This window comes from Asaia astilbis JCM 15831 (assembly GCF_000613845.1).
In the GTDB taxonomy this organism is placed as follows: Bacteria; Pseudomonadota; Alphaproteobacteria; order Acetobacterales; family Acetobacteraceae; genus Asaia; species Asaia astilbis.
In genome coordinates this window covers 83,046-107,428 of record NZ_BAJT01000004.1, presented here as the reverse complement: position 1 = coordinate 107,428, position 24,383 = coordinate 83,046, and the positions used below count along the sequence as shown (strand labels likewise).

The window sequence follows — 24,383 nt, the reverse complement described above, 5'->3', positions numbered from 1 at the left end:
ATAGGTGAAAACGACGTCAGAGACCTAATGGCGTCTTTGTGATAATCTTCAAGTTCCTACTTCAGAGTCAATTTACTGTCCAAAGATTCCACACATACAGACAGAGAGAAGAATTTTCTCGAATTTGTAAGTTAGTGTTTCATGTGTATTTCGATATAATAAATATATAAAAATCCTTCTTCAATATTCCACGCCATTAGAAATTGGACATCACGATACAAATGTGAGATAGCCTGACAATCAAGGCGTCACAGAAGCAGGATTCAAAGGCAGTGGAGCGTAATAATCCGGAGCCAGATCACGATTTGACCGATATCGGTGCGTGGGATGAAGCTCGGTCTGAAACAACATCTCAGACCGATGAGGTGGAGCCTGAAACTGCTCCGTCGGACAATCTGACGGGGCTGGACACGCTTACTGAAACGGATTTTGCTCAAGACGAGCAGGCTCTCGCCTTCTATAGGGAGAATGGCTGCACGACAGTCATGCATGCTTTTACGCTTGCAAATATTCTTCACACTCATTTCCGTGTAAAAGAAGCCTCTCGCTTTTATCGCATCGCTTACGAGCTCCATTCAAAAAGCCCTGGCGAATACCCGCTTGCACAGTCGCTGCTTCAGGCACGCCTGCTCTGCCTCATGAAAGCCGGATTGCCCTTGCCGTCCAGCGAGGTGGATGAACTGGGCGCATTATGCCTCCCGCACGCCAACTTCATCCGCAGCGTTCACAAGGCCTGGCGCGAGAACAATCCGATAGGCGCCATGCGCCTCACGGCAAATGCATTCGAAGAGTTCCACACTGGGGAAGAGATCGACTCCCTCTTCCTCGGCTTCGCTCTCAGCGCAGACTTTCCCTTCTCGAAAAGGTGCAGCACGCAACGGGTCATTCCGAACAAGCTGTTCCTCTATTGGGATAAAAACCCGCCGGAAGAGATCGTCCGTAATTTCGAGTTCCACCGGAAAATTACCGGGCTCGACGTCAAGATCTTTGACAAGGCGGAAGCAGAGCAATGGCTCTACGATGTCTATGGCATCGAAGCACGCTCGCTCTTTCTGGGTGCCCGGCATCCAGCCGAAGCCGCTGACATTCTGCGCGTGCACGTCATTCAGGCACTTGGCGGCTGGTGGCTCGACGCCGATATTCGCATTCGGGACGAACAGGCTCTTCAGTTTATTCTCGACCGAAAGGAAGAGAACGTCCTGTTCCTGACGCACAACAACGTTGTTCATAACGATTTCTTCGGCTCTGTGCCGCAAAGCTCGTTGCTGAACGAATGCCTGCTGAACGTTTATCGCAACTGCTATCTGCATCCAGGCCTGTTCATCGCCTACAAGACAGGGCCAGGTGTCTTCAACCGGGCGCTAAACCGCCTGATGCATCGCGACCTCTCCGGTATCGCCTCACTGCCTCCGACGAGTGTACACGACCACCACGTGTTCAGCCGCCTCATCGAGGAATTCGATACGCCTTACAAATCCCAGACCCCGCACTGGCAGGCTGTCTGATCCAAAAGAGCATCGAGGTCCTCTCGATCGCCTCAGCTAACGCGGGGCGGTCGCGAAAACCACCTTGCGTCGTGGAAACGGAAGTGAAACGATTGACGGAAGAATTTTCCTCTTCCGTCAACAAGGTCGCTCCCGAATGCGTAGGCTTTTTATCCCTCTCGGTCTGGCGTCCTGCCTAGGATCGGCTCTTGCCGCCCGTCCGGCACCCAGCCAGACCATGCCACTCTCGATGCGACCGGTATTCGACACCCTTGTCTTGCCCGATGCACCCAATGTCTGGCGAAGTGCCTCCGGTCGACCGGGGCCAAGTTACTGGCAAAATCGCGCCGATTATCGCATTGCCTCGCGCATCGACACGGACAACCATGTCCTGAGCGGGACGGAGAGCGTAACCTACACCAATAACAGTCCCGATACGCTTGACGTCCTGTGGCTTCAGCTGGATCAGAATTTCTATCGCAGGGACTCACGGTCCTGGGTGGCCTTCCCCGACTGGCACCCGGCAAGTTCCGAAGGGGCTGTCATCGAGCGTGTGACAGTGGACGTAAACGGCATCGAGAAGCCCGTTCATTTCCACATTTCAGACACGCGCATGCAGGTGACCCTCCTGGCCCCTCTGGCGGGCTCGGGTCACGCGCTGAAACTTCATATCGCCTGGCACCATACAGTTCCCGGTGAATGGGGCGGGCGGACTGCCGTCACCAAGGTCAAGGATGGCGAGATCTATGAGCTCGCCCAATGGTATCCACGGCTATGCGTCTATGATGACCTCAAAGGCTGGGACACACTCCCCTATCTCGGTCAGGAATTTTATCTCGAATATGGCACCATCGATTATGCCGTAACCGTGCCGTGGAACTTCACGGTTGTCGGATCAGGCGCACTGACCAATCCGAAAGAGGTCCTGACGAAAACGGAGCAGACCCGTCTGGCCGCAGCCGGAAAGAGCGACAAGCGCGTGCTGATCCGCACCCCTCAGGATGTCCTCGATCCGGCGAGCCATGTGGCACGCTCCGGGGAGAAAACCTGGCGCTTCCATATGGAGAACACGCGTGACGTGGCTTTTGCGGCCTCGCCTGCTTTCATCTGGGATGCGGCCAAGCTCGACCTCCCAGCACTGCCCGGTGTCGGAGGGCATAAACCGGAGCCTCGCCTGGCGATGTCGGTCTATCCCCGTGAAGGCGCTGGGCCCCAGGCCTGGGATCGCTCAACCGAGTACGTGAAGCACGCGATCGAGTATTTCTCATCGCAATGGTATCCCTATCCTTGGCCGAATGCCGTCAATCTTGGCGGTCATGGTGCAGGCATGGAATATCCTGGCATCGTTTTCGATGGCTGGCAGGACAAGAACGACATGTTGTTCTGGATCACCACTCACGAGCTCGGTCATGGCTGGTTTCCAATGATCGTCGGCAGTAATGAGCGGCGCCACGCTTTCATGGACGAGGGCTTCAACACGTTCATTGATGCCTATGCCTCAGAGCATTTCAACCACGGCGAGTACGCCCCCAAGAAGGATGCCGAATACGCCCCCGAGACAGGCAACCCGGCAAAAGACATCGTTCCTGTTCTGACCGCCTCAGACGCCCCGACATTGATGATGCCTGCCGAACTCGTCCCGGAGAAATACAGGCACAAAGTCACCTATTTCAAAGGCGCTTACGGACTGACGCTGTTGCGAGAGAAAATTCTTGGGCCAGAGCGTTTCGATCCAGCCTTCCGCGCCTATATTCGCGCTTGGGCGTTCAAACACCCAACGCCCTCGGACTTTTTCCGCTTCATGTCGAGCGAAGCGGGTGAAGACCTCACCTGGTTCTGGCGTGGCTGGTATTTCGAAAACTGGTGGCCGCAATATCGTCTCGACGGCGTGGCTCAAAACCCCGCCAAAAGCGGTGCAGAAAAGACGATCAGTGTCGGCATTCGTAATGAGGGAAAACTGATCCTGCCAGTCCTCTTGCGGGTTACCTGGCAGGACGGGACTAGCGCAGAACGTCTTATCCCGACCGAAGCCTGGATGCTTCATGACAGGCTGAGTCTTACATTCCCCGATCACGGGGCAGTCAGGCGTATCGCGCTCGATCCGGAGCAGGGATTACCGATCCCCGATCGGAGCGGTCTGACCCTGACGCCAGGTACCAACGCCAATCCCTGATGGAGAAATCCTCGCGCTTTCAGCGCGGGATCCTCTCAGCCAGCGGCGGATTCCATATGTTCCGCCCATCCTCCGGAGCTGGAAAGACCGGCAGCCTCGTTTCGCTCGGCTGATTCAAAACCGAAAAAGAGCTGTGCCTCGGCCCAGACGGGCGAGGGCTGGGTAGCGTGGCTCTGTGCGAGCAAACGCGCGAGATCGGCGGCACCGGTCGACAGATATCTGATCATTCAGTCTGACCCTCACGACTGCATCCCTCCGCCCGACCATTCGATCAGGCAGAAGAGATCCGTAGAAACAACGATCCTAAGCCTCAGGGCTTTCGGAAAGACGCGGAGAGCAGCCCCGCGTGCTGACGAGGAGATCAGCCTATATGATAGTGAGAGTCGTTCTCAACTGATATTTTCAGTTCGATAGGGAGAAAATGAGGCGAGGGCCTCCTTCTCCTGCATGATCGCAGCGCGCTCTTCCTCCAGAAACGGCCTGACCGCCTGAGCGAGCGCCGGATCGCGGATGAAATGGCTCGAATAGGTGAGGCTCGGCAAGTAGCCGCGCTGGATCTTGTGTTCGCCCTGCGCGCCCGCTTCGACGCGGCTTAGCCCCTCCGCAATGGCGAAATCGATGGCGCGATAATAGCAGAGCTCGAAATGCAGAAAGGGCCACTCGCCCTCACATCCCCAGTTCCGCCCGTAAAGCGTGTCGCGTCCGGCGAGATTGAGTGCCGCCGCCACGGGTACGCCCCGATCGAGAGCCTGCATCAGCACCACACGATCTCCAAGACGCTCTGACAGCCCGGTGAAGAACGCGCGTGTCAGATAGGCATGACCCCATTTGCGATCGATCGTTGCCTGATAGAAAGTGTAGAAACGGTCCCAGTCTTCCTCTGTAATTTCTGGCCCCCGTAACGTCCGGAAATCGAGCCCGCAGCTTTGTGCGTCTCGTCGTTCACGCTTGATGGCCTTGCGTTTTCGCGAAGCGAGAGCCTCGAGAAACTGATCGAAGCTGGCATAATTCTGATTATGCCAATGATATTGCAGCCCAATCCGCCCCATCCAGCCATGGCCGGAGAGCGTCTCCTGCTCGTCCTGCGTGCAGAAACTCATATGGACGGAAGACAGCCCGAGTTCCTGACAGGCCTGACGCAATGCATCGGCAAATACGCCCCTGATCGCACCGGACGCGCGATGGGCCGGGTCGATCAGCAGGCGTTGCCCACTGACCGGAGAGAACGGAACGGCAATTTGCAGCTTGGGATAATACTGCCCCCCAGCCTGCTCATAGGCGCGCGCCCAGCTCTGATCGAAGACATACTCGCCGTAAGAATGCCCCTTGAGAAAGAGCGGAGCGACGGCGACCAGACCAGTCCCGTCATGCAGCGCAGCATAGCGGGGCAGCCACCCGGTTCTGGCCCCCACTGAACCGCTTTCTTCAAGCGCCAGAAAGAAGGCATGGAAGAGGAACGGGTTATCGTCCCCTGCACAGCGATCCCATGCCGCGGCACCGATTTCGGTAATAGAGGCGTGAAGCGTCAGAGACCATTCTGTCATGCTGGGCATTTGGGCCGTCTCCAACACCGAATCAACCGGAGGCTGCTTAAAGCGAAAGAGATCAGGCGACCTCGATCAGAGCCTCGACCTCAACCGGCGCATCGAGCGGCAGGGAGGGCACACCAATGGTCGAACGGGCATGAAGTCCGGCATCGCCAAACACGGCAACGGCCAGATCAGAAGCGCCATTCATAACCGTTGCATGCTGAGTGAAATCAGGCGTGCAGGCAATAAAGCCGCCAAGACGCACAATGCGCTTCACCTTTGACAGATCGCCCAGCTCGGCCTGCACCTGCGCCAGCACGTTCAGGAGGCAGAGCTGAGCACATTCATGCCCGAGTTCAGGAGAAACATCCTCACCAAGCTTGCCAGTCGCCTTGAGCGTCCCGCCCGAGAGAGGCAATTGCCCTGACACGACAAGAAGGGACCCGCTCCGTGCCACCGGGACATAGGTCGCAACGGGTGCAGCCGCCTTGGGCAGTTGCAGACCGAGAGCGGCGAGACGCGTTGTAGGCGTTTCAGACATGGCAATGTCTCCTTGCTGAGAGATGTCTCCCGTCAGCTGACCAGACGCAGCCTGCCACGCTCTCGCGGGGGGAGATCACCGGGAATGTCGAGCGGCAGCATCGGATCCTCTTCAATCGGATGAGAATCTTCCGGCGCGCTATCTGGCAGGCGCTTGCCCAGATAACTATCTGACAGCGCCCTGAACGCATAATCAAGCAGGGATGAGGCATAGGCCGCAACCGGATCGCCCTCGACCGTCCCCGCAGGCCCAAACCGCGTATGGGCAAACTGCTCCACATAAGCCCCTAAAGGAGCCCCATGCTGAAGGCCAATCGTGACCGCCTGTCCTACGCTTTCGAGTAATCCCCGCACCATGGAGCTCTCGCGACCCGGCGTTAGAGAGATCTCGCCGAGCGATCCGTCCTCATATTCTCCCGTGCGCAGATAAAGACGATGGCCCCCGATGGCTGCACGCTGCGTAAAGCCACCACGGCGGGCAGGCAGAGGGCGACGCGCGCCCCGCTCCAGACGTGCCGTCAGCGGCAGAGAGGCTCTCGGGTCAGGTCGTGCAGGCATGCGATCGACAAACCCGGTCAGAGCGCGATGCATCCGGAGATGAGCATCGGGACCCGGCACCGGAAGCGGGTTATCACCCAGAACGGCAGCAGCCAGAGCGGCCTCGATGCTCAGTCCGCGATGAGCCAGACGGGACAACGCGCTGATCCGCAAATGCCCATCAGGACGAAGAGGCGAGAAAATCGGCGCTAATCCGCAGGATTCAACACCCAGAAGCGCATCGACCGGACCAGAGACAGAAAACCCGGTTTCGATCAGGGCCCGGTTCGGCAGATCTGGCAGATTGTCTTCCATCTCGTCACGGATCTGACGGCCCAGAACTTCGAGACCCGGGATTGGGCAGGAGACAGGCGGCAACGGCACCGGCCCTGCGCCTTGCCGCGCCAGCGACGTGGTCAGCCAGCAAAGGTAACAGGCGGCATCACGCCCTGCTTCGCTGTCGTAATCGAGGCCCATCAGGGCCAGACAGCTATCGAGATTGGTCAGGAGCAACGTGCCGGCTGGACCGCCACTGTCATCCGGCTCGGACGAAGAGGCTGCCTGCATGTCGAAAAGCGGCAGCTCCCCATTGAGCATCGGCCCATTGACGGCATGCAAACGCCGCAGTGCGACACAGGCGAGACGAACGGTCGAGACGAACGCCTCGCCCGAAAAATCTCCCTCATGAACGAAAGCTGCAAGATTGAGCACGAACCCGGCGCGTCGATCGGCCTGGCCCTGCCACAGGGACGCCGTCGGCGCGAGTTGACGTTGCAGCAAGGCGTCCGCAAGAGCGGAACCAAGGGGCCGGGCCGGTTCGTCCGCTCCGTTTATGGCGCCCTCTCCGGCAAACGCGGGCAAGCCCTGAAGACGATCGAGCCATCGCGCTGTCTCGACAGGCAGGCGCAAGGCGCCCGACGCGCCGGAGAGCTGCAAAAGCGCAATCGCCGCCTCGTCTTCCCAACTGGCAGGAAGCGTTACGGAACGCAGGGCGAGATCGTCAGGATCGGCAGCGACATGCGCGACGCGCATACGCACCCCGTTCCACTGGAGAAGCGTTGTCATAGGATGAATTTAGGCCTCTAACCGGGGCCGAGAAAGGGTCATTCGACGCGATTGAATGAGGATAATGGTCCGTAAAATGGGGATATGGTGGATAACATTCGAACACCGAAGCCGGGCAGGGTGATGGACGCTTGCAGACGAAGCCTGTAGGACTCTGGTTTGCCTGTCAGGGTTGACCTGCCGGGCACGCAAAGCCTGTGCGTTCCCAAAGTCTGTGAGTTCCGAAAAGCCCATGAGTTCATTGTCTGGCGTGCGCCCCCGTCGCAACCTTCTCGAGCTGACGACCGGTTTTCTGGTTCTCGCCGCTCTTGCAGCCCTGCTTGCCCTCGCCGTGCTCGGCCGCAGCCAGGGTGGTCATGATGGCTATGCGTTGCACGCGGTGTTCAACCAGATCGACGGTCTCTCTGTCGGCTCGGACGTCCGGCTTGCCGGGATCACCGTCGGCCACGTCACCTCCGAGACAGTCGACCCCAAGAGCTTTCGTGCCGATGTCAGCTTCACGGTGCGCGACGGTATTGCCCTGCCTACAGACAGCGCTGCCATCGTGACCTCAGACAGTTTGCTGGGCGGCAAATATATCGCTCTCTCCCCCGGCGGCGACGAGAAAAACCTGACTCCGGGCGCTGTCGTCTCCCAGACCCAGGGCGCCATCAGTCTCGAGCAGCTCCTGAGCAAGTTCATCTTTTCTGTGACGGATTCGCTCGACAAGAGCCGCAAGGCCGCAACCCCATGACCTCCCCGACCCTCTGGACCGATCGTCAGGGCGAGCCCATCGCCTGCGTCGAAAAGCTCAAGGTCCTGAGAGAAAATGAGGTCGAGCTGAGACAGACCCTTCAGGATGTCTTCGAAGATGCGCTTCTGATGGGTGTTGCGCCTGATTCCATGCGCCGTCACCTGACCGACATGATCGGCGCCCTCAAGGAGCTCAATACATGAGACGCGCGCGCCTTCTCCCCCAGCTTCTTTGCGCAGCTTCGATCAGTCTTGCTCCCTACAGCGCCGGTCTGGCCGCCGAGGCGGTTGCGCCGCCGGTGCTTTACCCTGCCGATCTGTGGCAGGGGCGCGGCGAAGCTGTACTTCGCGTGCTTAACCGCGCCGACTCCCACATCGAAACCCTGACCATACCGGTCGGCGGTCAGGCGCATTATCGCAGCCTGCGTCTTGGCGTCACACGCTGTGTCGAGAGGCCGGAAACCCTGCCAAGCGATGCGGCGGCCCTTATCGCCACCAGCGACGATACCGATCCGGATGCTCATTACGAGGGATGGATTCTGGCGCAGGAGCCCTCCCTTAGCTCCTATAAGAGCGCTCTTTACGGCATCGCCATCATTTCCTGCGCGGGCCCCAAAACCGATCCCGCTCTTGCTCCTCTGCCTCAATCGGTCGCTCCCGAAATTTCGACTGCCTCGCCTGAGGGGGCGCAGAACCAGCCGGGCGATCTGAATGATCCAGGCCAGCAGCCCGGTCAGCCCTCTGGGCAAGCTTCCCCCGCCCCCCAAACCCTTCCCGGAGGCCTTCCGTCCTCCCCATCGGGCGGACCGACCACGCTCGCGCCGCTCGGAGCCCCTGCTGCGTCACCCCCTCGGGCTGTGCCGACAGCACCGCAGAACCCTGGTCAGGAGTCCGGTGGCCCCATGCAACTCTCCCCTCTCGGGCGGTAACTGACACCCGGTTTTTGCCGCCGCCCCCGCTCTCTCATCGCTGATGCCTCAACTTTCTGACCCTCTCACCACATTCTGATCAGATTTGGGGGAGATAACGCGGCCCATCCTGCATTTCGGTGCAACCGCGTATCATTGAGGAAGTTATCAGCCACATGACAACCCCCTCTCCTTTGGCTCAACCGTCATTTGACCTTGCAGCTCCTCCATCGGATAGGGCGGCATTTCTGCTCGATTTCGACGGAACTCTGGTCGATATTGCCCCCACACCTGACTCTGTTCAGGTTGAGCCAGGTCTCCACGAGACCCTGTTGCGTCTCAAAGAGCGTTGCGGCGGGGCCCTTGCCATCGTCACTGGCCGCCCGATCGCACAAATCGATCATTTCCTGCCGGGCATCCCAACTGCCATTGCAGGCGAACATGGCCTGACCCTTCGCCGCAGTCCGGACGGCGCAGAAGAGCCGGTCAATGCCGCCTCTTTGCCTTCGCTCTGGGTTCAGGAAGCCGAGCTCCTGATCGCAGCGACACCCAGAACGTCGCTTGAACGAAAAAAAGCGGGTCTGGTGCTTCATTACCGAGGCAATCCGGCTGCCGAGACGATCTTCAAAGCCGTCATAGAATCCTGGCTCGAAGGTCAGGATATCTTCGAGCTTCATCCTTCCAAGATGGCCTGGGAAATCCGACTTGCAGGTGTCCATAAAGGGAAGGCCGTCGAAGCCCTGATGGCACAGTCTCCTTTCGCAGGACGCATTCCCTTCTTCGTCGGCGACGATGTCACTGACATGGACGGTGTTCGCAGTGCCAGAGCTATGGGTGGGTACGGTTATCTCATTCCCGATGACTTTCCGACTGCGCACGCATTCCGGGCCTGGCTTGCCCATTATGGAGAGACAGCCTGATGGGTCGCCTTGTCGTTGTTTCCAATCGTGTTCCCGCCCCTCGAGAACGCAACCAGCCTGCCGGAGGGCTTGCCGTCGGCGTGCGCGACGCCGTGCGTGGCACAGAGAGCCTCTGGTTCGGCTGGTCGGGACGCATATCGGCCATTCCAAGGATCAGACCCCCAAGCTCGACACGCATGAGAGCTGCACCTATGCGACGATCGATCTGACCCGCAGCGAATACGAGCATTTCTACGAAAATTTCTCGAATGGTCTTCTCTGGCCGCTTTGCCACTACCGGATCGGGATCATCGATTACAAGCGGACCGATTATAAGGTCTATCGCGAAGTCAATGCGCTCTTCGCTGATCAGCTCGTCCCCTTACTTCGCGAAGACGATACGATCTGGATCCATGACTATCATCTCTTTCCGCTCGGCGCGAAGCTACGGCGGCGGGGCGTCAAGGCAAAGATCGGCTTTTTCCTGCATATTCCCTTCCCGCCATGGAGCGTGACCCGGGTAATGCCGTGCGCAGAGGAAATGCTGCGCGAAATGGCCGCCTATGATCTGATTGGCGTGCAGACGGCAGAAGACGCGAACAACATGAACGGGTGCTTCGAGGCCAATAACCTCCCTGCACGCGCCGCCCACTTTCCGATCGGGATCGATCCCGAGGAGTTCGGCGAGCAGGCGGTGCGCAACGTCATGGCAGAAGAAGTGCAGCGTCTTCATGCTCCTTGCGTGGACGCAAGCTGATCCTCGGCGTTGATCGTCTGGATTATTCCAAAGGCATTCCAGAGCGCATCCACGGCTACGAGACCTTCCTGAACCGCTATCCCGAACATAAGGGGCAAACGGTTCTGCTGCAGATCACACCGGTTTCTCGTGCTGGGGTGTCCAGTTATCGCTCTCTACGGCGGGAGCTGGACGAGATGGCAGGCCATATCAATGCCATGCACGGCAATTTCGACTGGTCTCCGATACGATATCTTACCCAGTCAGTGTCGCGCGAGGTTCTCGCCGGTTTTCACCGCATTGCCGATGTGGCTCTTGTGACGCCTCTGCGGGACGGCATGAATCTCGTCGCCAAGGAATTCGTCGCGGCCCAAAGCCCGGATGATCCCGGTGCGCTTATCCTGTCTTCTCTCGCCGGGGCAGCACCCGAGATGGAAGAAGCCCTAATGGTGAACCCCTATGACCATGAAGGCATCGCCGATGCGATTCATGCCGGAATCACAATGAGCCTTGAAGAACGGCAGAGACGCTGGCAGGCTCTTCACCGCGACGTCACCCAGAATACGGCAGCAAACTGGGCAGACGGTTTTCTCGAAATGCTCAAAGAAACCGAAAGACAGGGATGATTGCTCGACTAACCGGTGGATTATTGTTTCTCTCCGGTTTTGTGGCCCTTTTTCTGGCCTACTGGACAGAACACGTCCTTGGCTATGCGCCCTGCGAGCTCTGCCTGATCGAGCGCATGCCTGGCGGGTTGTCGCGTTTCTGGGCGTGCTCGCTCTCCTCATTCCGGGAGCCGTCGGGTTCTGGGCGACCGTGCTGACCCTCCCTGCTCTGGCAACAGCCGTGATGCTGGCAGGGCTGCATAACGGGGTCGAGCAGAAATGGTGGCGGAGCCCGTTTCCGGCCTGCCATGCTCCGGTCTACCACGCCGGAATGAGCTTTCGTGAGCGTATGGCGTCCATGCCCCTCCGACCGGCCAAGCCCTGCGACGATCCGACCTATCTTTTCCACCTGCCGGTCTCGATGACCGTACTTGGCGGAATTGCTGCGGCTCTTTTATTTGCCGCCGTGAGCTATAGCGTCGTCCTTCAGGCACGTAGCTGGCACGCAGCACGCTGAACAGGGCAGCCTTTTCCATTCTATCAGGGCCTTACGCACCAGGCCCGCGACCCGAAACAGCCGCGTAAAAATCGCCTGATCTCGACCATCTCGTCGGAAATCAAAAAGACTTTCCCTTTGAAAATATCTCTTAGTGGCAAAAATGACCAACATGAGTCGTAGTGCGCTCTTCTTGGGTATTTTTAGCACTGCATCCCCTTATTTTCAAAAGAGGCAATAAAATTCTGCCTCGGAATAAGGTTTGGCACGGGTTTTGCATGAGAGAGATCAGGCCATCGAACACAGGGTTCGAGGTCAGGAAGAGGATCTCATCATGTTCGGACTTACCAAATCTGTCGTTGCCATCGTCAGCCTCGTTTCCGTCTCGGCTCAGCCCGTCCTCGCTCAGGAACACAAAACGCCGAGCGCACAGTCGGCAGAAATCGATGTTTCCAAAATCGATCTCTCCTCCGACCGCAACTGGAACCGGGTTGCAGACGCCATTCGCGCCAAGGCCTCTGAGATCTGCAATCGCGATATGGGCGCAAGCGATCAGCGCGAAGCCGATGTGGAAGAGTGCACCCAGACTTCCTACGACCATGGTGTCGAGCAGATGCGCTCGATCTATGCGCGTCGTCAGGCGGCCAGCGTCACACGTCTCGCCCGCTCATGAGCGGGCAGACCCTATTGCGCGCGTGGCAACATCACGACGAAGCAGGCACCGATGATCTTTCCGGCTTCGTCGTAGCGGTTCTCGGCATGAAGCGTGCCGTGAAGAGCCTCGACAATCTGTCGGCTGATGGCGAGACCCAACCCTGAATGCTGACCGAAATTCTCTGTCTGGGGACGTTCCGAATAAAAGCGATCGAAAACATCTTCGAGCTTGAGCGGGGGAATTCCAGGCCCTTCATCGCTGACCGTAATCCGGATCTGTCGGTCTTCCGGCCGCATGAACAGCGTGATGCGCCCACGTGGTGGCGAGAAGGAAATCGCGTTGCCGATCAGGTTGCGCAAGACCTGAACAAGACGGTCCTCCACGGCCAGAACCTTCAGGGGATGCGTTGCATCGTCATGTGAGTCATCGAGAACGAGAATGGCATCTTCGGGCTTGCGCGTCGTCTGGTGCATCTCTGTCAGAATGGAAAGCAGCATCCCGACAGCAACCGGCTCGGACCGGGCGCGCGACAGCTCTGCATCGATGCGACTGGCATCGGCAATATCGGTGATCAGCCTGTCCAGACGTCGCACGTCATTATTGATGATCGCAAGAAGACGCGTCTGACGCTCGCGGTTCTCGATACGGGGCAACGTCTCGATGGCCGAGCGGATCGAGGAAAGCGGATTCTTGATTTCATGACTGACATCGGCCGCAAAGCGTTCGATGGCATCCATCCGCGCCCAAAGCGCCAGAACACTGCCGCGCAGGGCACGCGCCAGCACGCCGATTTCGTCACGTCGAACCAGCAGGGCTTCCGGCACCGTGTCGGCCCTCCCCGCGACATCGCGCATATCATGAGAGGCCACGGCGAGACGAAGCAAAGGTCGTGCGATGGTGATCGAGAGATACCACGAAAGCAGAACCGTCACGGCCATGGCGGCAAGGAACAGGGAAAGGATCGAGGAGCGCACGGCGAAAAGCGAGCGATCCACTTCCTGAGCCTGACGGGTGAGCTGGATAATGCCCACCGTCTGACCCTCATGCATGACCGGCTCGGCAATCGTGATGACCAGCTCATGGGCCGGGGTGCGCCGGATATAGGGCGATGTCTCAACGCCTCGGTAGTCACCTGCTGAGCGCAAGGGAGGCGGATTATCCTGCGTTTCCAGCGTTACGATCCCCTCGCGTGAGGAGAGCGGCAAAAGCGAAAGCAGCCACTCATAGGCTATTTCGACGCCGTTATTGCGTGGCGGCTGCCAGTGCGGCGGCGGCGCTGGTTCGCCCGCTCCCGATTGCCGCTTGCGCCCACGACGCACCAGAGCCGCTTCGTTCAGACTATCGGCGACAAGCGTTCCGTCAGGTCCCACCAGACGGGCACGCACGTTCGGGCTGGGCTCGGTCAGACGCAGCAGAAGCGGTCGCGCCTGATTGCCATCGAGCTGAAACTCCGCCCCTGGAAAAGGATGCCGTGACGGATCGCGCACAACAGCAATCTGCCCCATGGCAGCAGCATAGATATGAGCCTGCTCGCGCAGGGCATTCACGTCAGTTTCGAGCAGACTGTTCTGAAAATCGTTCAGAAAGAGCAGCGTGACGGCCAGAATGGCCAGAGGCAGCGTATTGAGCAGAAAAATGCGTCGCATGAGCGGCGACGCAAACCGGGGCAGCTTGAAGCGATTTTCCGCTGCCTTGCCGTCACGACCTGCCTCGAGCGCCCGTGTATCGGCATGACGAAAAGACCGTCTGCGCAAACGCTTGAGCGCCTGAGATACCAGACCCGGCGCACCGCGGCGCGACCGCCGAGGGGAGGATTCACGCTGCGGCATGACGGGTCAGTCTTCCTTGTATCGATAGCCTATGCCGTACAGCGTTTCGATCTGATTGAAATTATCGTCGATCTGCCTGAACTTCTTGCGAACGCGCTTGATATGGCTGTCGATCGTGCGATCGTCGACATAGATATTTTCGCCATAGGCCGCATCGATCAGCTGATCGCGCGACTTGACCATACCGGGCCGCGTGGCAAGCGCCTTGACGAGCAGGAACTCGGTGACCGTCAGCATGATATCCTGATCGGCCCACAGGCATTGATGCCGCGTCTCATCCAGTGTCAGGCTACCACGCACAATGGCGGCGCCAGCGGTGGAACCGCCACTTCCCTCGGCCCGACTTGCATCCTGACGGCGCAGCAGGGCACGGATGCGCTCCAGCAGGAGGCGCTGCGAAAACGGCTTGGTGATGTAATCATCCGCGCCAAGACGCAGACCCATAAGCTGATCGAGCTCCTCATCCTTCGAGGAGAGGAAAATGACGGGCAGGGCAGAGCGTGCACGCAGGCGCTGAAGCAGCTCCATTCCGTCCATGCGCGGCATCTTGATATCCAGCACCGCCAGACTGACCGGACGCGCCTGCATGCCCAGCAGGGCAGCTTCGCCATCGGTATAGGTGTGGACCACAAAACCCTCGGCCTCCAGCGTCATCTGGACGGATGTCAGAATGTTGCGATCGTCATCCACCAGGGCGATGGTGTGCTTTGTCGTCTCCATGCGCGATGTATCCGCCTTCACTTTCTGCCTGTTGCCAATAACAGGGGGGTTGGCATATGGCTTGATAGAGCCACCTATATCTCACCACGCGGCTGCGCCCAAGACGGGGCAGTCGAAAACGGTCGGACATCCCAGGATGGTCGATCGGTGCTTTCGTGGTTTCTGGCGGCCAGTCTCGCCCCGGACAGGGGGAGTATGCCAGAAGCCGACCCTATGCCGCCCGGTCAGACTGGGCCAGATTTTTCGAGGTTGCGACCACGATGACGACTGAAAACGCGCTCCACGACGAGCAGAAAGAAACCCCGATCCCCGAGACGGCTGAAGCCCAGACGGAAACGGCGGCACTAAGCCCCGAGGCCCGCATTGCCGAGCTCGAAGCGCAGGTCGAGGATTTTCGTGACAGATGGATGCGCTCCGAGGCCGAGATGCAGAACTTCCGTACGCGCGCCAAGCGTGACGTTGAAGATGCCCGCCAGTATGCCGTTCAGAAATTCGCCAAGGATGTCGTCGAGGCAGCCGAGAATCTCCAGCGCGGTGTCGCGTCATTGCCTGCCCAGACAGAGGGCGAGGATGGTCTTGTCAGCAAGCTGCGCGAAGGCTTCGAGAGCACGGAACGCTCCTTCCTCGGTATTCTTGAACGCAATGGCGTGACTTGCCAGCACCCGGTTGGAGAGGTGTTCGACGCCAATCTGCATCAGGCTATGGCCGAGCAGCCGAGCGACGAGCATGCCGATGGCACGGTCATACAGGCCTGGACGCCCACCTGGACCCTGAATGGCCGTCTGATCAAGCCCGCCATGGTCGTGGTCGCCAAGGGTGGCAACAAAGCCGCAGAATGAGGGTTGAAACCCTCAACCAGGCCTCCTAGATTTTATCAGTAACCCGCCCCTGCCGAGGCAGGGAGACGAAAACAAGGGCGTTGACCGGTGCCTTAATGGGCCGGACAGCGCCGCTGAAAGGACTGCACTATGAGCAAAGTCATTGGTATTGACCTTGGCACCACGAACTCTTGCGTCGCGATCCGCGAAGGCGATGAGACCCGGGTCATCGAAAACAGCGAAGGCGCCCGCACGACGCCGTCCATGGTCGCTTTCACCGCCAACGGTGAGCGTCTCGTCGGACAGTCGGCCAAGCGTCAGGCCGTCACCAACCCTTCCGACACCCTGTATGCCGTCAAGCGCCTGATCGGCCGTCGCTCCGACGATCCGACCGTTGCCAAGGACAAGGAAATGGTCCCGTACGAAATCGTACGTGGCGATAACGGCGACGCTGGGTGCGCGCTCGCGGCGAAAACTACGCGCCGTCACAGATCTCGGCTTTCGTGCTGGGCAAGATGAAGGAAACCGCCGAAGCCCATCTCGGTGAGACCGTTTCCCAGGCCGTCATCACGGTTCCGGCCTACTTCAACGACGCCCAGCGTCAGGCAACGCGCGATGCCGGTCGTATTGCTGGCCTTGAAGTGCTGCGTATCATCAACGAGCCGACAGCGGCTGCTCTGGCCTATGGCCTCGGCAAGCGCGATTCCGGCACGGTGGCCGTTTACGATCTCGGCGGCGGCACCTTCGACGTGTCGATCCTCGAAATCTCCGACGGCGTCATCGAAGTGAAGTCCACCAACGGTGATACCTTCCTCGGCGGTGAAGATTTCGACAACCGGATCATCGGTTACCTCGCTGACGAGTTCAAGCGCGACCAGGGCATCGACCTGCGCGGCGACAAGCTTGCTCTGCAGCGCCTGAAGGAAGCTGCCGAGAAGGCCAAGATCGAGCTGTCTTCCTCCAAGGAAACCGAGATCAACCTGCCGTTCATCACGGCCGATGCCTCGGGCCCGAAGCATCTCGTGGTCAAGCTGAGCCGCGCCAAGCTGGAAAGCCTGGTCGACGATCTAGTGCAGCGTACACTCGGCCCGTGCCGTGCCGCTCTCAAGGACGCCTCGGTCACCCCGGCTGAAATCGACGAAGTCATCCTCGTCGGTGGCATGACGCGTATGCCGAAGGTCATCGAGACCGTGAAGCAGTTCTTCGGCAAGGAACCGGCCCGCAACGTCAACCCTGACGAAGTGGTCGCCATCGGTGCCGCCGTTCAGGGCGCTGTGCTCAAGGGTGACGTCAAGGACGTTCTCCTTCTCGACGTGACCCCGCTGTCGCTCGGTATCGAAACGCTGGGTGGTGTCTTCACGCGTCTGATCGATCGCAACACGACGATCCCGACCAAGAAGAGCCAGACCTTCTCGACCGCCGAGGACAACCAGAACGCTGTGACGATCAAGGTCTTCCAGGGCGAGCGCGAAATGGCAGCAGACAACAAGCTGCTCGGCAATTTCGACCTCACGGGCATTGCACCGGCCCCGCGTGGCGTGCCGCAGATCGAAGTCACGTTCGACATCGACGCCAACGGTATCGTCAACGTGTCGGCCAAGGACAAGGCGACCAACAAGGAACAGCAGATCAAGATCCAGGCTTCTGGCGGTCTGTCTGACTCCGATATCGACCGCATGGTCAAGGAAGCTGAGGCGAATGCCACGGCAGACAAGGCCAAGCGCGAGATGGTCGAGCAGCGCAACAACGCTGAAGGTCTGATCCATCAGACCGAAAAGTCGCTGACCGAAGCGGGTGACAAGGTTCCTGCTGCGGACAAGGCCGAAGCCGAAGCCGCTGTTGCAGCAACCCGTGAAGCCATGAATGGCAGCGATGCCGAAGCGCTGAAATCGGCGACAGAGCGTCTGACGCAGGCCGCCATGAAGATCGGCCAGGCAGTCTACGCCCAGTCTCAGGCTGAAGAAGGCGCTGCCGCAGGCGGTGAGCCCCATGCTGCCAAGGACGACAACGTCGTTGACGCCGATTTCGAAGACGTGGACGACCACAAGAAGCACTAAGTTCCTGTGAAGGAGGGGTTCGCCCCTCCCGTAACTGAACGCTTTTCGACGCCCGTCTTTCCTGAGGGAAGGGCGGGCGTTTCGCCATTATGCCCGAGAGGGTCAGAGACTAGATCCGGTCGTCACAGGCCGCCCTTCTGATCCCTGGATCTCCTGCCGAGGACTCCCATGGCCACCAAAACCGATTTTTACGCCATTCTTGAAGTGACACGCACCGCCTCTGCCGATGAGCTGAAAAAAGCCTATCGCAAACAGGCCATGCGCTATCATCCCGACCGCAATCCGGGCGATGAGAGTGCTGAGCATAAGTTCAAGGAAATCAACGAAGCCTATGACGTCCTGAAGGACGAGCAAAAGCGCGCAGCCTATGATCGCTTCGGTCATGCCGCTTTCGAAAATGGCGGCATGGGCGGCGGCGGCGGTTTTGGCGGCGGCTTCGGCGGTGGCGGCCTCGACGACATTTTCGAAATGTTCGGCGATATGATGGGAGGCCGTCGCGGCGGCGGCGGACGACGTCGCTCGGGCAACGATATTCAGGTCCAGGTCGAGATCACGCTGTCCGAGGCCTTCTCAGGCGTGAAAAAGCCTGTCGAGGTCCGGACACGTGTGGCCTGCGAGAGCTGCCATGGTTCGGGATCGGCAGACAGCAACGCGGGCGACAGCACCTGCCCCACCTGTCACGGTGCCGGTGCTGTGCGGGCGCAGCAGGGCTTCTTCCTGGTCGAGCGCCCCTGTCCGACCTGCCATGGCTCCGGCAAGGTTGTGCGTAACCCCTGCAAAAGCTGCAAGGGCGCCGGTACCACCGAACAGACCCGTTCGCTCGAAATCGCCATTCCGGCCGGTGTCGAAGACGGCACACGCATTCGCCTCACCGGCGAGGGGGAAGCAGGCGGAAGCGGCGTTCAGCCGGGTGATCTCTATGTGCATGTCGCCGTTGGCGGCAGCGACATCTTCCAGCGTGACGCCGCCAATGTCTATTGCCGCGTCCCGCTGCGCATGACGCAGGCCGCGCTGGGCACAGAGATCGAAGTGCCGGTCATCGATGGCGGTCGCGCCAAGGTGAAGATCCCTGCAGGAACGCAGACCGGCGAGAATTTCCGCCTGCGCGGCAAGGGCTTCTCCGTCCTGCGCTCCAGCGCACGCGGTGACATGTATATTCAGGTTGCTGTCGAGACGCCGCATCACCTCAGCCCCCGTCAGAAGGAGCTGCTCGAAGAGTTCGAGACGGAAGCCGGGGCGGCAGAAAATCAGGAGAAGGCCAACCCTGAACACACAGGCTTCTTCGCCAAGGTTCGCGATTTCTTCGAAGGGAAATAAGAACAATGCGTGTCGGTATTGCGGGTATTACAGGGCGCCTCGGCATTCTTTGCGCCGAAGAGGTCAACGCCTCCGGAATTCAGCTTTCTGGTGGGATTGCCCGCACCGCCGACCCGCACCGTCATATCGTGACCGATCCGGCCCAGCTGGCCGGATGCAGCGATGTCGTGATCGATGTCAGCAGTCCGTCAGCAACCTGTCTTCATGCGGAGACCTTCGCTCAGGCAGGCTGCGCATGGGTGGTTGGCACCACAGGGTTCGACGTCGAACAGGAAGCCGCGATCCTGCAAGCCTCGACGCGAATTCCCGTGCTGAAAGCGGCCAATTTTGCGCCCGGTCTGACTTTGCTGCTCGATCTGGCACGTCAGCTCGGCGCGGCACTACCCGCCGATGAATACGACGCCGAAATTCTGGAAACCCATCATCGTCAGAAGCGCGACGCTCCGTCCGGCACGGCTCTTGCGATTGGTGAACAGGTCGCCAAGGGACGTCAGGTTAGTCTCTCCGACGTCACCGAGATCGATCGCTCGGGTCTGCGTGCTGACGGAGCCATCGGTTTTGCCTCCTTGCGCGCCGGTCAGGTTGTCGGCGAGCATAGTCTGATCCTGACTTCGGGCACTGAGCAGATCACCCTGTCACACAGGGCTTTCGATCGTCGGGTCTTTGCTCAAGGCGCTGTGAAGGCGGCCCGCTGGCTGGCCGGAAAACCGGCTGGACTCTATGATATGACCGCTATTTTCGGTGCCTGATCCGGCCCAGCCAACGGGCCGCACCATAACAAACCCTTGACCCCTGCAGCTTTATACCTCTAAGGACAGCCCTCTCTTGCGGTACGGGCGCAGGTTGTCGTGCGTCCGCTGTCATTTTCTTTCACTCATTCCCTGCGAGGTCCCTGAGTGCGTAATTACGGCGAATTCCTCTTCACATCTGAATCCGTTTCTGAAGGTCATCCGGACAAAGTCTCCGACCGTATCAGCGATACCGTCCTTGACGCGTATCTCGAAGCTGACCCGGAAGCCCGCGTGGCGTGCGAAACTCTCTGCACGACCAACCGCGTTATCCTGGCTGGCGAAGTGCGCGGCCCGGCATCGATCACCAGCGAGCTGCTGATCGAGCGCGCCCGTCAGGCGATCAAGGACATCGGCTACGATCAGGAAGGTTTCTCCTGGAAGAACGCTGAAATTACGTCTCTGCTTCATGCACAGTCCGCTGACATTGCTGTCGGCGTCGATAGTGCAGGCGAAAAGGATGAAGGCGCTGGCGATCAGGGCATCATGTTCGGCTTCGCCACGCGCGAAACCGAGCATCTGATGCCGGCTCCGCTTTTCTACGCCCAGTCGATCCTCGAAAAGGTCCGCGATTACCGCAAGAGCAACCACGCTCTGGGCGTTGGCCTGCTGCCGGACGCCAAGAGCCAGGTCACGCTGCGCTATGTCGATGGCAAGCCGGTCGGTGCGACCTCGGTCGTCATCTCGACGCAGCATATCGAAGACATGCGCCAGAACACCATTCGCGAAATGCTTCGTGAAGTTGTTCGTGAAGTCCTGCCTGAAGGCTGGATGTGCCCGGAAGAAGAATTCTACGTCAACCCTACGGGTAACTTCGTCATTGGCGGTCCCGATGGCGATGCAGGCCTGACTGGCCGCAAGATCATCGTCGACACCTATGGCGGTGCAGCTCCTCATGGCGGCGGTGCCTTCTCCGGCAAGGACCCTACTAAGGTTGACCGTTCGGCAGCTTATGCCGCGCGTTATCTTGCGAAGAACGTCGTTGCAGCAGGTCTGGCCGATCGCTGCACCATTCAGCTCAGCTACGCCATCGGCGTGTCCAAGCCGCTCTCGGTCTATGTCGACCTCGACGGCACGGGCAAGGACATCGACGAAGCCCGTCTCGGCAAGCTGCTGAACGAAATGGTCGATCTGTCGCCGCGCGGTATCCGCAAGCACCTGCGTCTGAACCGTCCGATCTATGTTCCGACCTCGGCCTATGGCCATTTCGGTCGCGTTCCCGATCCGATGCTGGACAACTTCACGTGGGAGCAGACTGATCTGGTCAGCTCGCTGCACGGTGCCCTCAACCGCTGAGGTCCCGAACTGTCTGACCATACTCTCAAGTCCCAGCCTGAGCGGCTTTACGGCCGCCAGCGCGGGCATCCTCTGCGCGCCCGTCAGCTGCGTCTTCTCGACGAGGCGCTGCTCAGGCTCCGCCTGAATCTCGATCAGGCTTCAGACCCGAAAGCCGCCTTTACCGGCGCGCCTGTCGATGAAGTCTGGCTCGAAATCGGGTTCGGCGGGGGTGAGCACGCGCTCGACCAGGCGCAACGCAATCCGGACGTGGGCTATATCGCTTCGGAAGTCTTCGAAAACGGTCTGTGCTCGCTCATGTCGCGCATTGTGCCTGAAGGCGAGGAAGACACCGTCACCCCGCCGGATCACTTCCGGATCTGGCCAGATGACGCGCGGCAGTTGCTCAAGGCCCTGCCGGATGGCTGCCTCGATCGCGCCTATCTGATGTTCCCCGATCCATGGCCCAAAGCACGCCATGCAAAGCGACGCTTCATCCATCCGGAGAACATCCGCGAGCTGGCACGTCTGCTGAAGCCGGGTGCTGTCTGGCGCGTGGCAAGCGATCACCCTGTCTATCAGGACTGGGTGTTCGAGATCATGGGCACGCAAGATCTGTTCGACGCCCCTCCGCCCGCCAAAGGCGAGCGGCCCGAAGGCTGGTCGCCCACGCGCTATGAAGCCAAAGCCTACCGCGAAGGCCGTGTGCCGTTCTACTGGACGTTCACCCGCCGCGACGCCTGACACCGAGACTGATCGGAACCTCGTATGAGCACGCAAATCGAACGCGAAGAAATGGAATTCGACGTGGTCATCGTCGGCGGTGGCCCTGCGGGGCTTTCCGCTGCGATCCGTCTGCGTCAGCTCATGCCTGAGGCCACGATCTGTCTGGTGGAAAAAGGCAGCGAAATCGGCGCACATATCGTCTCGGGGGCGGTGATCGAACCGCGCGCCCTTGCCGAGCTGTTTCCTGACTGGAAAGAACGCGGAGCGCCGCTCAAGACACCCGTGACGGAAGAGAAAGTGCTTTTCCTGACCGAAAAGCGCGGCTTTACCATTCCGTTTCTCGACAAGCTCATGCCCGCCATGGCCAATCACGGCAATTATGTCGTGTCGCTGGGCGAAGTCTGCCGCTGGCTCGGCGCTCAGGCCGAGGAAATGGGCGTCGAGATCTATCCCGCTTTGCCGCTGCCGAGCCATTTATCGAAGATGGTCGTCTCTGTGGCGTTATCACCGGCGATATGGGCGTGACACGTGACGGCGAGCAGGGACCGAATTTTGCTCCCGGCATGATCCTGCGTGCCCGGCAGACCATCCTCACCGAAGGCGTTCGCGGCTCGATCAGCCAGCGCGTGATGAAGCAGTTCGATCTGCGTCAGGGTGTCGATCCCCAGACCTATGGTCTCGGCATCAAGGAAGTCTGGGAGATTCCGGCTGAAAAGCACAAGCCCGGCTTCGTGCAGCACAGCTTCGGCTGGCCGATGGATGACGGCACCTATGGTGGCGCCTGGCTCTACCATTTTGGCGAGAACCTCGTCTCCTACGGCTTCGTCACCGGCCTCGATTACAGCAATACCTGGCTGTCTCCCTTTCAGGAGATGCAACGCCTCAAGGCCCATCCAGAGTTCGCCAAGCATCTCGAAGGGGGCCGACGCCTGATCTACGGCGCCCGTGCCCTCTCCGAAGGTGGATTTCAGGCCCTGCCGCGTCTTTCCTTCCCGGGTGGCGTGCTGGCTGGAGACTCCGCCGGCTTCCTGAACATGCCCAAGATCAAGGGCACGCACACAGCCATGAAGTCCGGCATGCTGGCAGGCGAGGCGATTGCCGAAACACTGGGGCAGGAAGGCTCGAGTGAAGCAACGAGCTATACCGAACGCTTCAAGAGCTCATGGCTGTTCAAGGAACTGTTCGAAGCCCGCAATATCCGCCCGGCCTTCGCCCGTTGGGGCAATCGCTTAGGCGCGCTTTATGCCGGGATCGATAGCGTGATCTTCCGCGGTCGTGCGCCCTGGACGCTGCATTTCAGCCATACGGACCATGAAGCGCTCAAACCGGCCGAGAAGAGCAAGCCCATCGCCTACCCGAAACCGGATGGCGCGCTGACCTTCGATCTGACCTCCTCGGTGTTCCTCTCGGGCACCAATCATGAGGAAGATCAGCCGATCCATCTCAAGCTCCGCGATCCGTCGAAATGGCTGCCGGTCAACTGGGCGCTCTTCCGCTCCCCCGAAAGCCGCTACTGCCCGGCTGGCGTGTATGAAGCGCTCGAGGAAGACAACACGATGCGGCTGCAGATCAACGCGCAGAACTGCGTGCACTGCAAGACATGCGACATCAAGGATCCGACGCAGAATATCGACTGGTGCGTTCCTGAAGGAGCAGGCGGGCCGAATTATCCGGTCGGTATGTGATTTTGAGTCGCAATAGGGTATGAACCCAGTCGATATTTCAGGATCGGCGAGGAACAGATGAAGATAGTGGTCCCGGTCAAGCGGGTGGTTGATTACAATATCAAGCCCCGCGTGAAGGCCGATAACAGCGGTGTCGACACGCAAGGCGTGAAGATGTCGATGAACCCCTTTGATGAAATTGCTGTCGAAGAAGCCGTGCGGCTTCGCGAAAAAGGTGCGGCTTCCGAAGTCGTGGTCGTGACCATCGGTGTGACAGAGGCTCAGCCGGTCCTGCGTACTGCCATGGCAATGGGCGCCGATCGCGCCATTCTGGTTCAGACCGATGCCGAGCTCGAACCGCTGGCTGTCGCCAAACTGCTCAAGGTGATCATCGACCGCGAAAATCCGGGTCTGGTTGTCATGGGCAAGCAGGCCATCGATGACGACATGAATGCGACAGGCCAGATTCTGGCCGCCCGTCTCAACTGGCCCCAGGGGACGTTTGCAAGCTCGGTAACCGTGGAAGACGGCCGTATCACCGTCGTGCGTGAGGCCGATGGCGGTCTTGAGACCGTGCGTCTGGCCCTGCCCGCCGTGGTGACGACCGATCTGCGCCTCAACGAGCCGCGCTATGCCACCATGCCCAACATCATGAAGGCCAAGAAAAAGCCTCTGGAGACCATCGCTGCCGAGACGCTGGGCGTGGATATCGCGCCGCGTCTGGAGACGGTGAAGGTCGTTGAGCCACCCGTGCGTCAGGCCGGCATCAAGGTAACAGGCGTTGCCGAGCTGGTTGGCAAGCTGCGTGATGAAGCAAAGGTGATCTGAGC

Annotated in this window: 19 protein-coding genes and 4 pseudogenes; 17 read left to right on the top strand and 6 right to left on the bottom strand. The window is 59.6% G+C overall.

Annotation, left to right across the window (positions count from 1 at the left end):
• Positions 1–272: 272 nt before the first annotated feature.
• Together JCM15831_RS04235 and JCM15831_RS04230 are read left to right on the top strand one after the other, a co-directional pair.
• Positions 273–1,505, top strand: a complete 1,233-nt coding sequence (locus tag JCM15831_RS04235; RefSeq protein ID WP_025822964.1) for a glycosyltransferase family 32 protein — start codon at positions 273–275, stop codon at positions 1,503–1,505.
• A 136-nt stretch (positions 1,506–1,641) separates the two neighbouring features.
• Complete coding sequence (locus JCM15831_RS04230; protein WP_025822962.1) at positions 1,642–3,657, top strand: M1 family metallopeptidase; 2,016 nt, start codon at positions 1,642–1,644, stop codon at positions 3,655–3,657.
• Positions 3,658–3,692: 35 nt separating this feature from the next.
• On the opposite strand, the gene JCM15831_RS04225 is transcribed toward JCM15831_RS04230, so the two are convergent.
• The 4 genes from JCM15831_RS04225 to JCM15831_RS04210 all read right to left on the bottom strand — a co-directional run bounded on the left by JCM15831_RS04225 (position 3,693) and on the right by JCM15831_RS04210 (position 7,328).
• Positions 3,693–3,884 carry a hypothetical protein gene (locus JCM15831_RS04225; RefSeq protein WP_025822961.1) on the bottom strand — a complete coding sequence of 64 codons (192 nt, stop codon included), beginning with the start codon at positions 3,882–3,884 and terminating at the stop codon, positions 3,693–3,695.
• Positions 3,885–4,046: 162 nt separating this feature from the next.
• Positions 4,047–5,201 (bottom strand): GNAT family N-acetyltransferase, encoded by a 1,155-nt coding sequence (locus JCM15831_RS04220; RefSeq protein ID WP_025822959.1) that lies wholly within the window; start codon positions 5,199–5,201, stop codon positions 4,047–4,049.
• A 61-nt stretch (positions 5,202–5,262) separates the two neighbouring features.
• A complete protein-coding gene (locus tag JCM15831_RS04215) occupies positions 5,263–5,727 on the bottom strand; it encodes a RidA family protein (protein WP_025822953.1) in 465 nt (154 codons plus the stop codon).
• 32 nt (positions 5,728–5,759) lie between these two features.
• Positions 5,760–7,328 (bottom strand): TSCPD domain-containing protein, encoded by a 1,569-nt coding sequence (locus JCM15831_RS04210; protein ID WP_025822949.1) that lies wholly within the window; start codon positions 7,326–7,328, stop codon positions 5,760–5,762.
• Positions 7,329–7,560: 232 nt separating this feature from the next.
• Between JCM15831_RS04210 and mlaD the strand changes: the two genes are divergently transcribed.
• The 7 genes and pseudogenes from mlaD (at position 7,561) to JCM15831_RS04175 (ending at position 12,377) form a co-directional block, all read left to right on the top strand.
• The gene (mlaD, locus tag JCM15831_RS04205; protein ID WP_025822948.1) at positions 7,561–8,061 is read left to right on the top strand and encodes an outer membrane lipid asymmetry maintenance protein MlaD; all 501 of its coding nucleotides are present in this window, start codon (positions 7,561–7,563) and stop codon (positions 8,059–8,061) included.
• Positions 8,058–8,264, top strand: coding sequence for a hypothetical protein (locus JCM15831_RS04200; protein ID WP_025822946.1), 207 nt, complete (start codon positions 8,058–8,060; stop codon positions 8,262–8,264). The genes mlaD and JCM15831_RS04200 overlap by 4 nt, the downstream gene beginning before the upstream one ends.
• Positions 8,261–8,989, top strand: coding sequence for a DUF2155 domain-containing protein (locus tag JCM15831_RS16575; protein WP_025822944.1), 729 nt, complete (start codon positions 8,261–8,263; stop codon positions 8,987–8,989). The genes JCM15831_RS04200 and JCM15831_RS16575 overlap by 4 nt, the downstream gene beginning before the upstream one ends.
• A 155-nt stretch (positions 8,990–9,144) precedes the next feature.
• Positions 9,145–9,888, top strand: coding sequence for a trehalose-phosphatase (otsB, locus tag JCM15831_RS04190; protein WP_025822942.1), 744 nt, complete (start codon positions 9,145–9,147; stop codon positions 9,886–9,888).
• Positions 9,888–11,229, top strand: a pseudogene (locus JCM15831_RS16570) (alpha,alpha-trehalose-phosphate synthase (UDP-forming)). The gene otsB and the pseudogene JCM15831_RS16570 overlap by 1 nt, the downstream one beginning before the upstream one ends.
• Positions 11,226–11,725: pseudogene (locus JCM15831_RS16565) on the top strand (disulfide bond formation protein B). The pseudogenes JCM15831_RS16570 and JCM15831_RS16565 overlap by 4 nt, the downstream one beginning before the upstream one ends.
• A gap of 313 nt (positions 11,726–12,038) precedes the next feature.
• A complete protein-coding gene (locus JCM15831_RS04175) occupies positions 12,039–12,377 on the top strand; it encodes a UrcA family protein (protein WP_156938738.1) in 339 nt (112 codons plus the stop codon).
• Positions 12,378–12,388: 11 nt separating this feature from the next.
• Here JCM15831_RS04175 and JCM15831_RS04170 read toward each other — a convergent pair whose 3' ends face one another.
• Both JCM15831_RS04170 and JCM15831_RS04165 read right to left on the bottom strand, forming a co-directional pair.
• The gene (locus JCM15831_RS04170) at positions 12,389–14,005 is read right to left on the bottom strand and encodes a stimulus-sensing domain-containing protein (protein WP_035773892.1); all 1,617 of its coding nucleotides are present in this window, start codon (positions 14,003–14,005) and stop codon (positions 12,389–12,391) included.
• A 189-nt stretch (positions 14,006–14,194) separates the two neighbouring features.
• The gene (locus tag JCM15831_RS04165; RefSeq protein ID WP_025822937.1) at positions 14,195–14,908 is read right to left on the bottom strand and encodes a response regulator transcription factor; all 714 of its coding nucleotides are present in this window, start codon (positions 14,906–14,908) and stop codon (positions 14,195–14,197) included.
• A gap of 260 nt (positions 14,909–15,168) precedes the next feature.
• Here JCM15831_RS04165 and JCM15831_RS04160 point away from each other — a divergent pair, with 260 nt between their 5' ends.
• From JCM15831_RS04160 to JCM15831_RS04125, 8 genes and pseudogenes are all read left to right on the top strand, one after another.
• Positions 15,169–15,747, top strand: coding sequence for a nucleotide exchange factor GrpE (locus tag JCM15831_RS04160; RefSeq protein WP_035773890.1), 579 nt, complete (start codon positions 15,169–15,171; stop codon positions 15,745–15,747).
• Positions 15,748–15,876: 129 nt separating this feature from the next.
• Positions 15,877–17,711 (top strand): annotated as a pseudogene (dnaK, locus tag JCM15831_RS16560) (molecular chaperone DnaK); the annotation flags it as partial.
• 240 nt (positions 17,712–17,951) lie between these two features.
• Positions 17,952–19,100, top strand: coding sequence for a molecular chaperone DnaJ (gene dnaJ, locus JCM15831_RS04150; RefSeq protein ID WP_025822933.1), 1,149 nt, complete (start codon positions 17,952–17,954; stop codon positions 19,098–19,100).
• A gap of 5 nt (positions 19,101–19,105) precedes the next feature.
• Positions 19,106–19,849, top strand: coding sequence for a 4-hydroxy-tetrahydrodipicolinate reductase (dapB, locus tag JCM15831_RS04145; RefSeq protein ID WP_025822931.1), 744 nt, complete (start codon positions 19,106–19,108; stop codon positions 19,847–19,849).
• A gap of 147 nt (positions 19,850–19,996) precedes the next feature.
• A complete protein-coding gene (gene metK, locus JCM15831_RS04140; RefSeq protein WP_025822929.1) occupies positions 19,997–21,184 on the top strand; it encodes a methionine adenosyltransferase in 1,188 nt (395 codons plus the stop codon).
• 9 nt (positions 21,185–21,193) lie between these two features.
• Complete coding sequence (trmB, locus tag JCM15831_RS04135) at positions 21,194–21,907, top strand: tRNA (guanine(46)-N(7))-methyltransferase TrmB (RefSeq protein ID WP_025822927.1); 714 nt, start codon at positions 21,194–21,196, stop codon at positions 21,905–21,907.
• 51 nt (positions 21,908–21,958) lie between these two features.
• Positions 21,959–23,574 (top strand): annotated as a pseudogene (locus JCM15831_RS16555) (electron transfer flavoprotein-ubiquinone oxidoreductase).
• 57 nt (positions 23,575–23,631) lie between these two features.
• Positions 23,632–24,381, top strand: a complete 750-nt coding sequence (locus JCM15831_RS04125; protein ID WP_025822925.1) for an electron transfer flavoprotein subunit beta/FixA family protein — start codon at positions 23,632–23,634, stop codon at positions 24,379–24,381.
• The last annotated feature ends 2 nt before the right edge of the window (positions 24,382–24,383 follow it).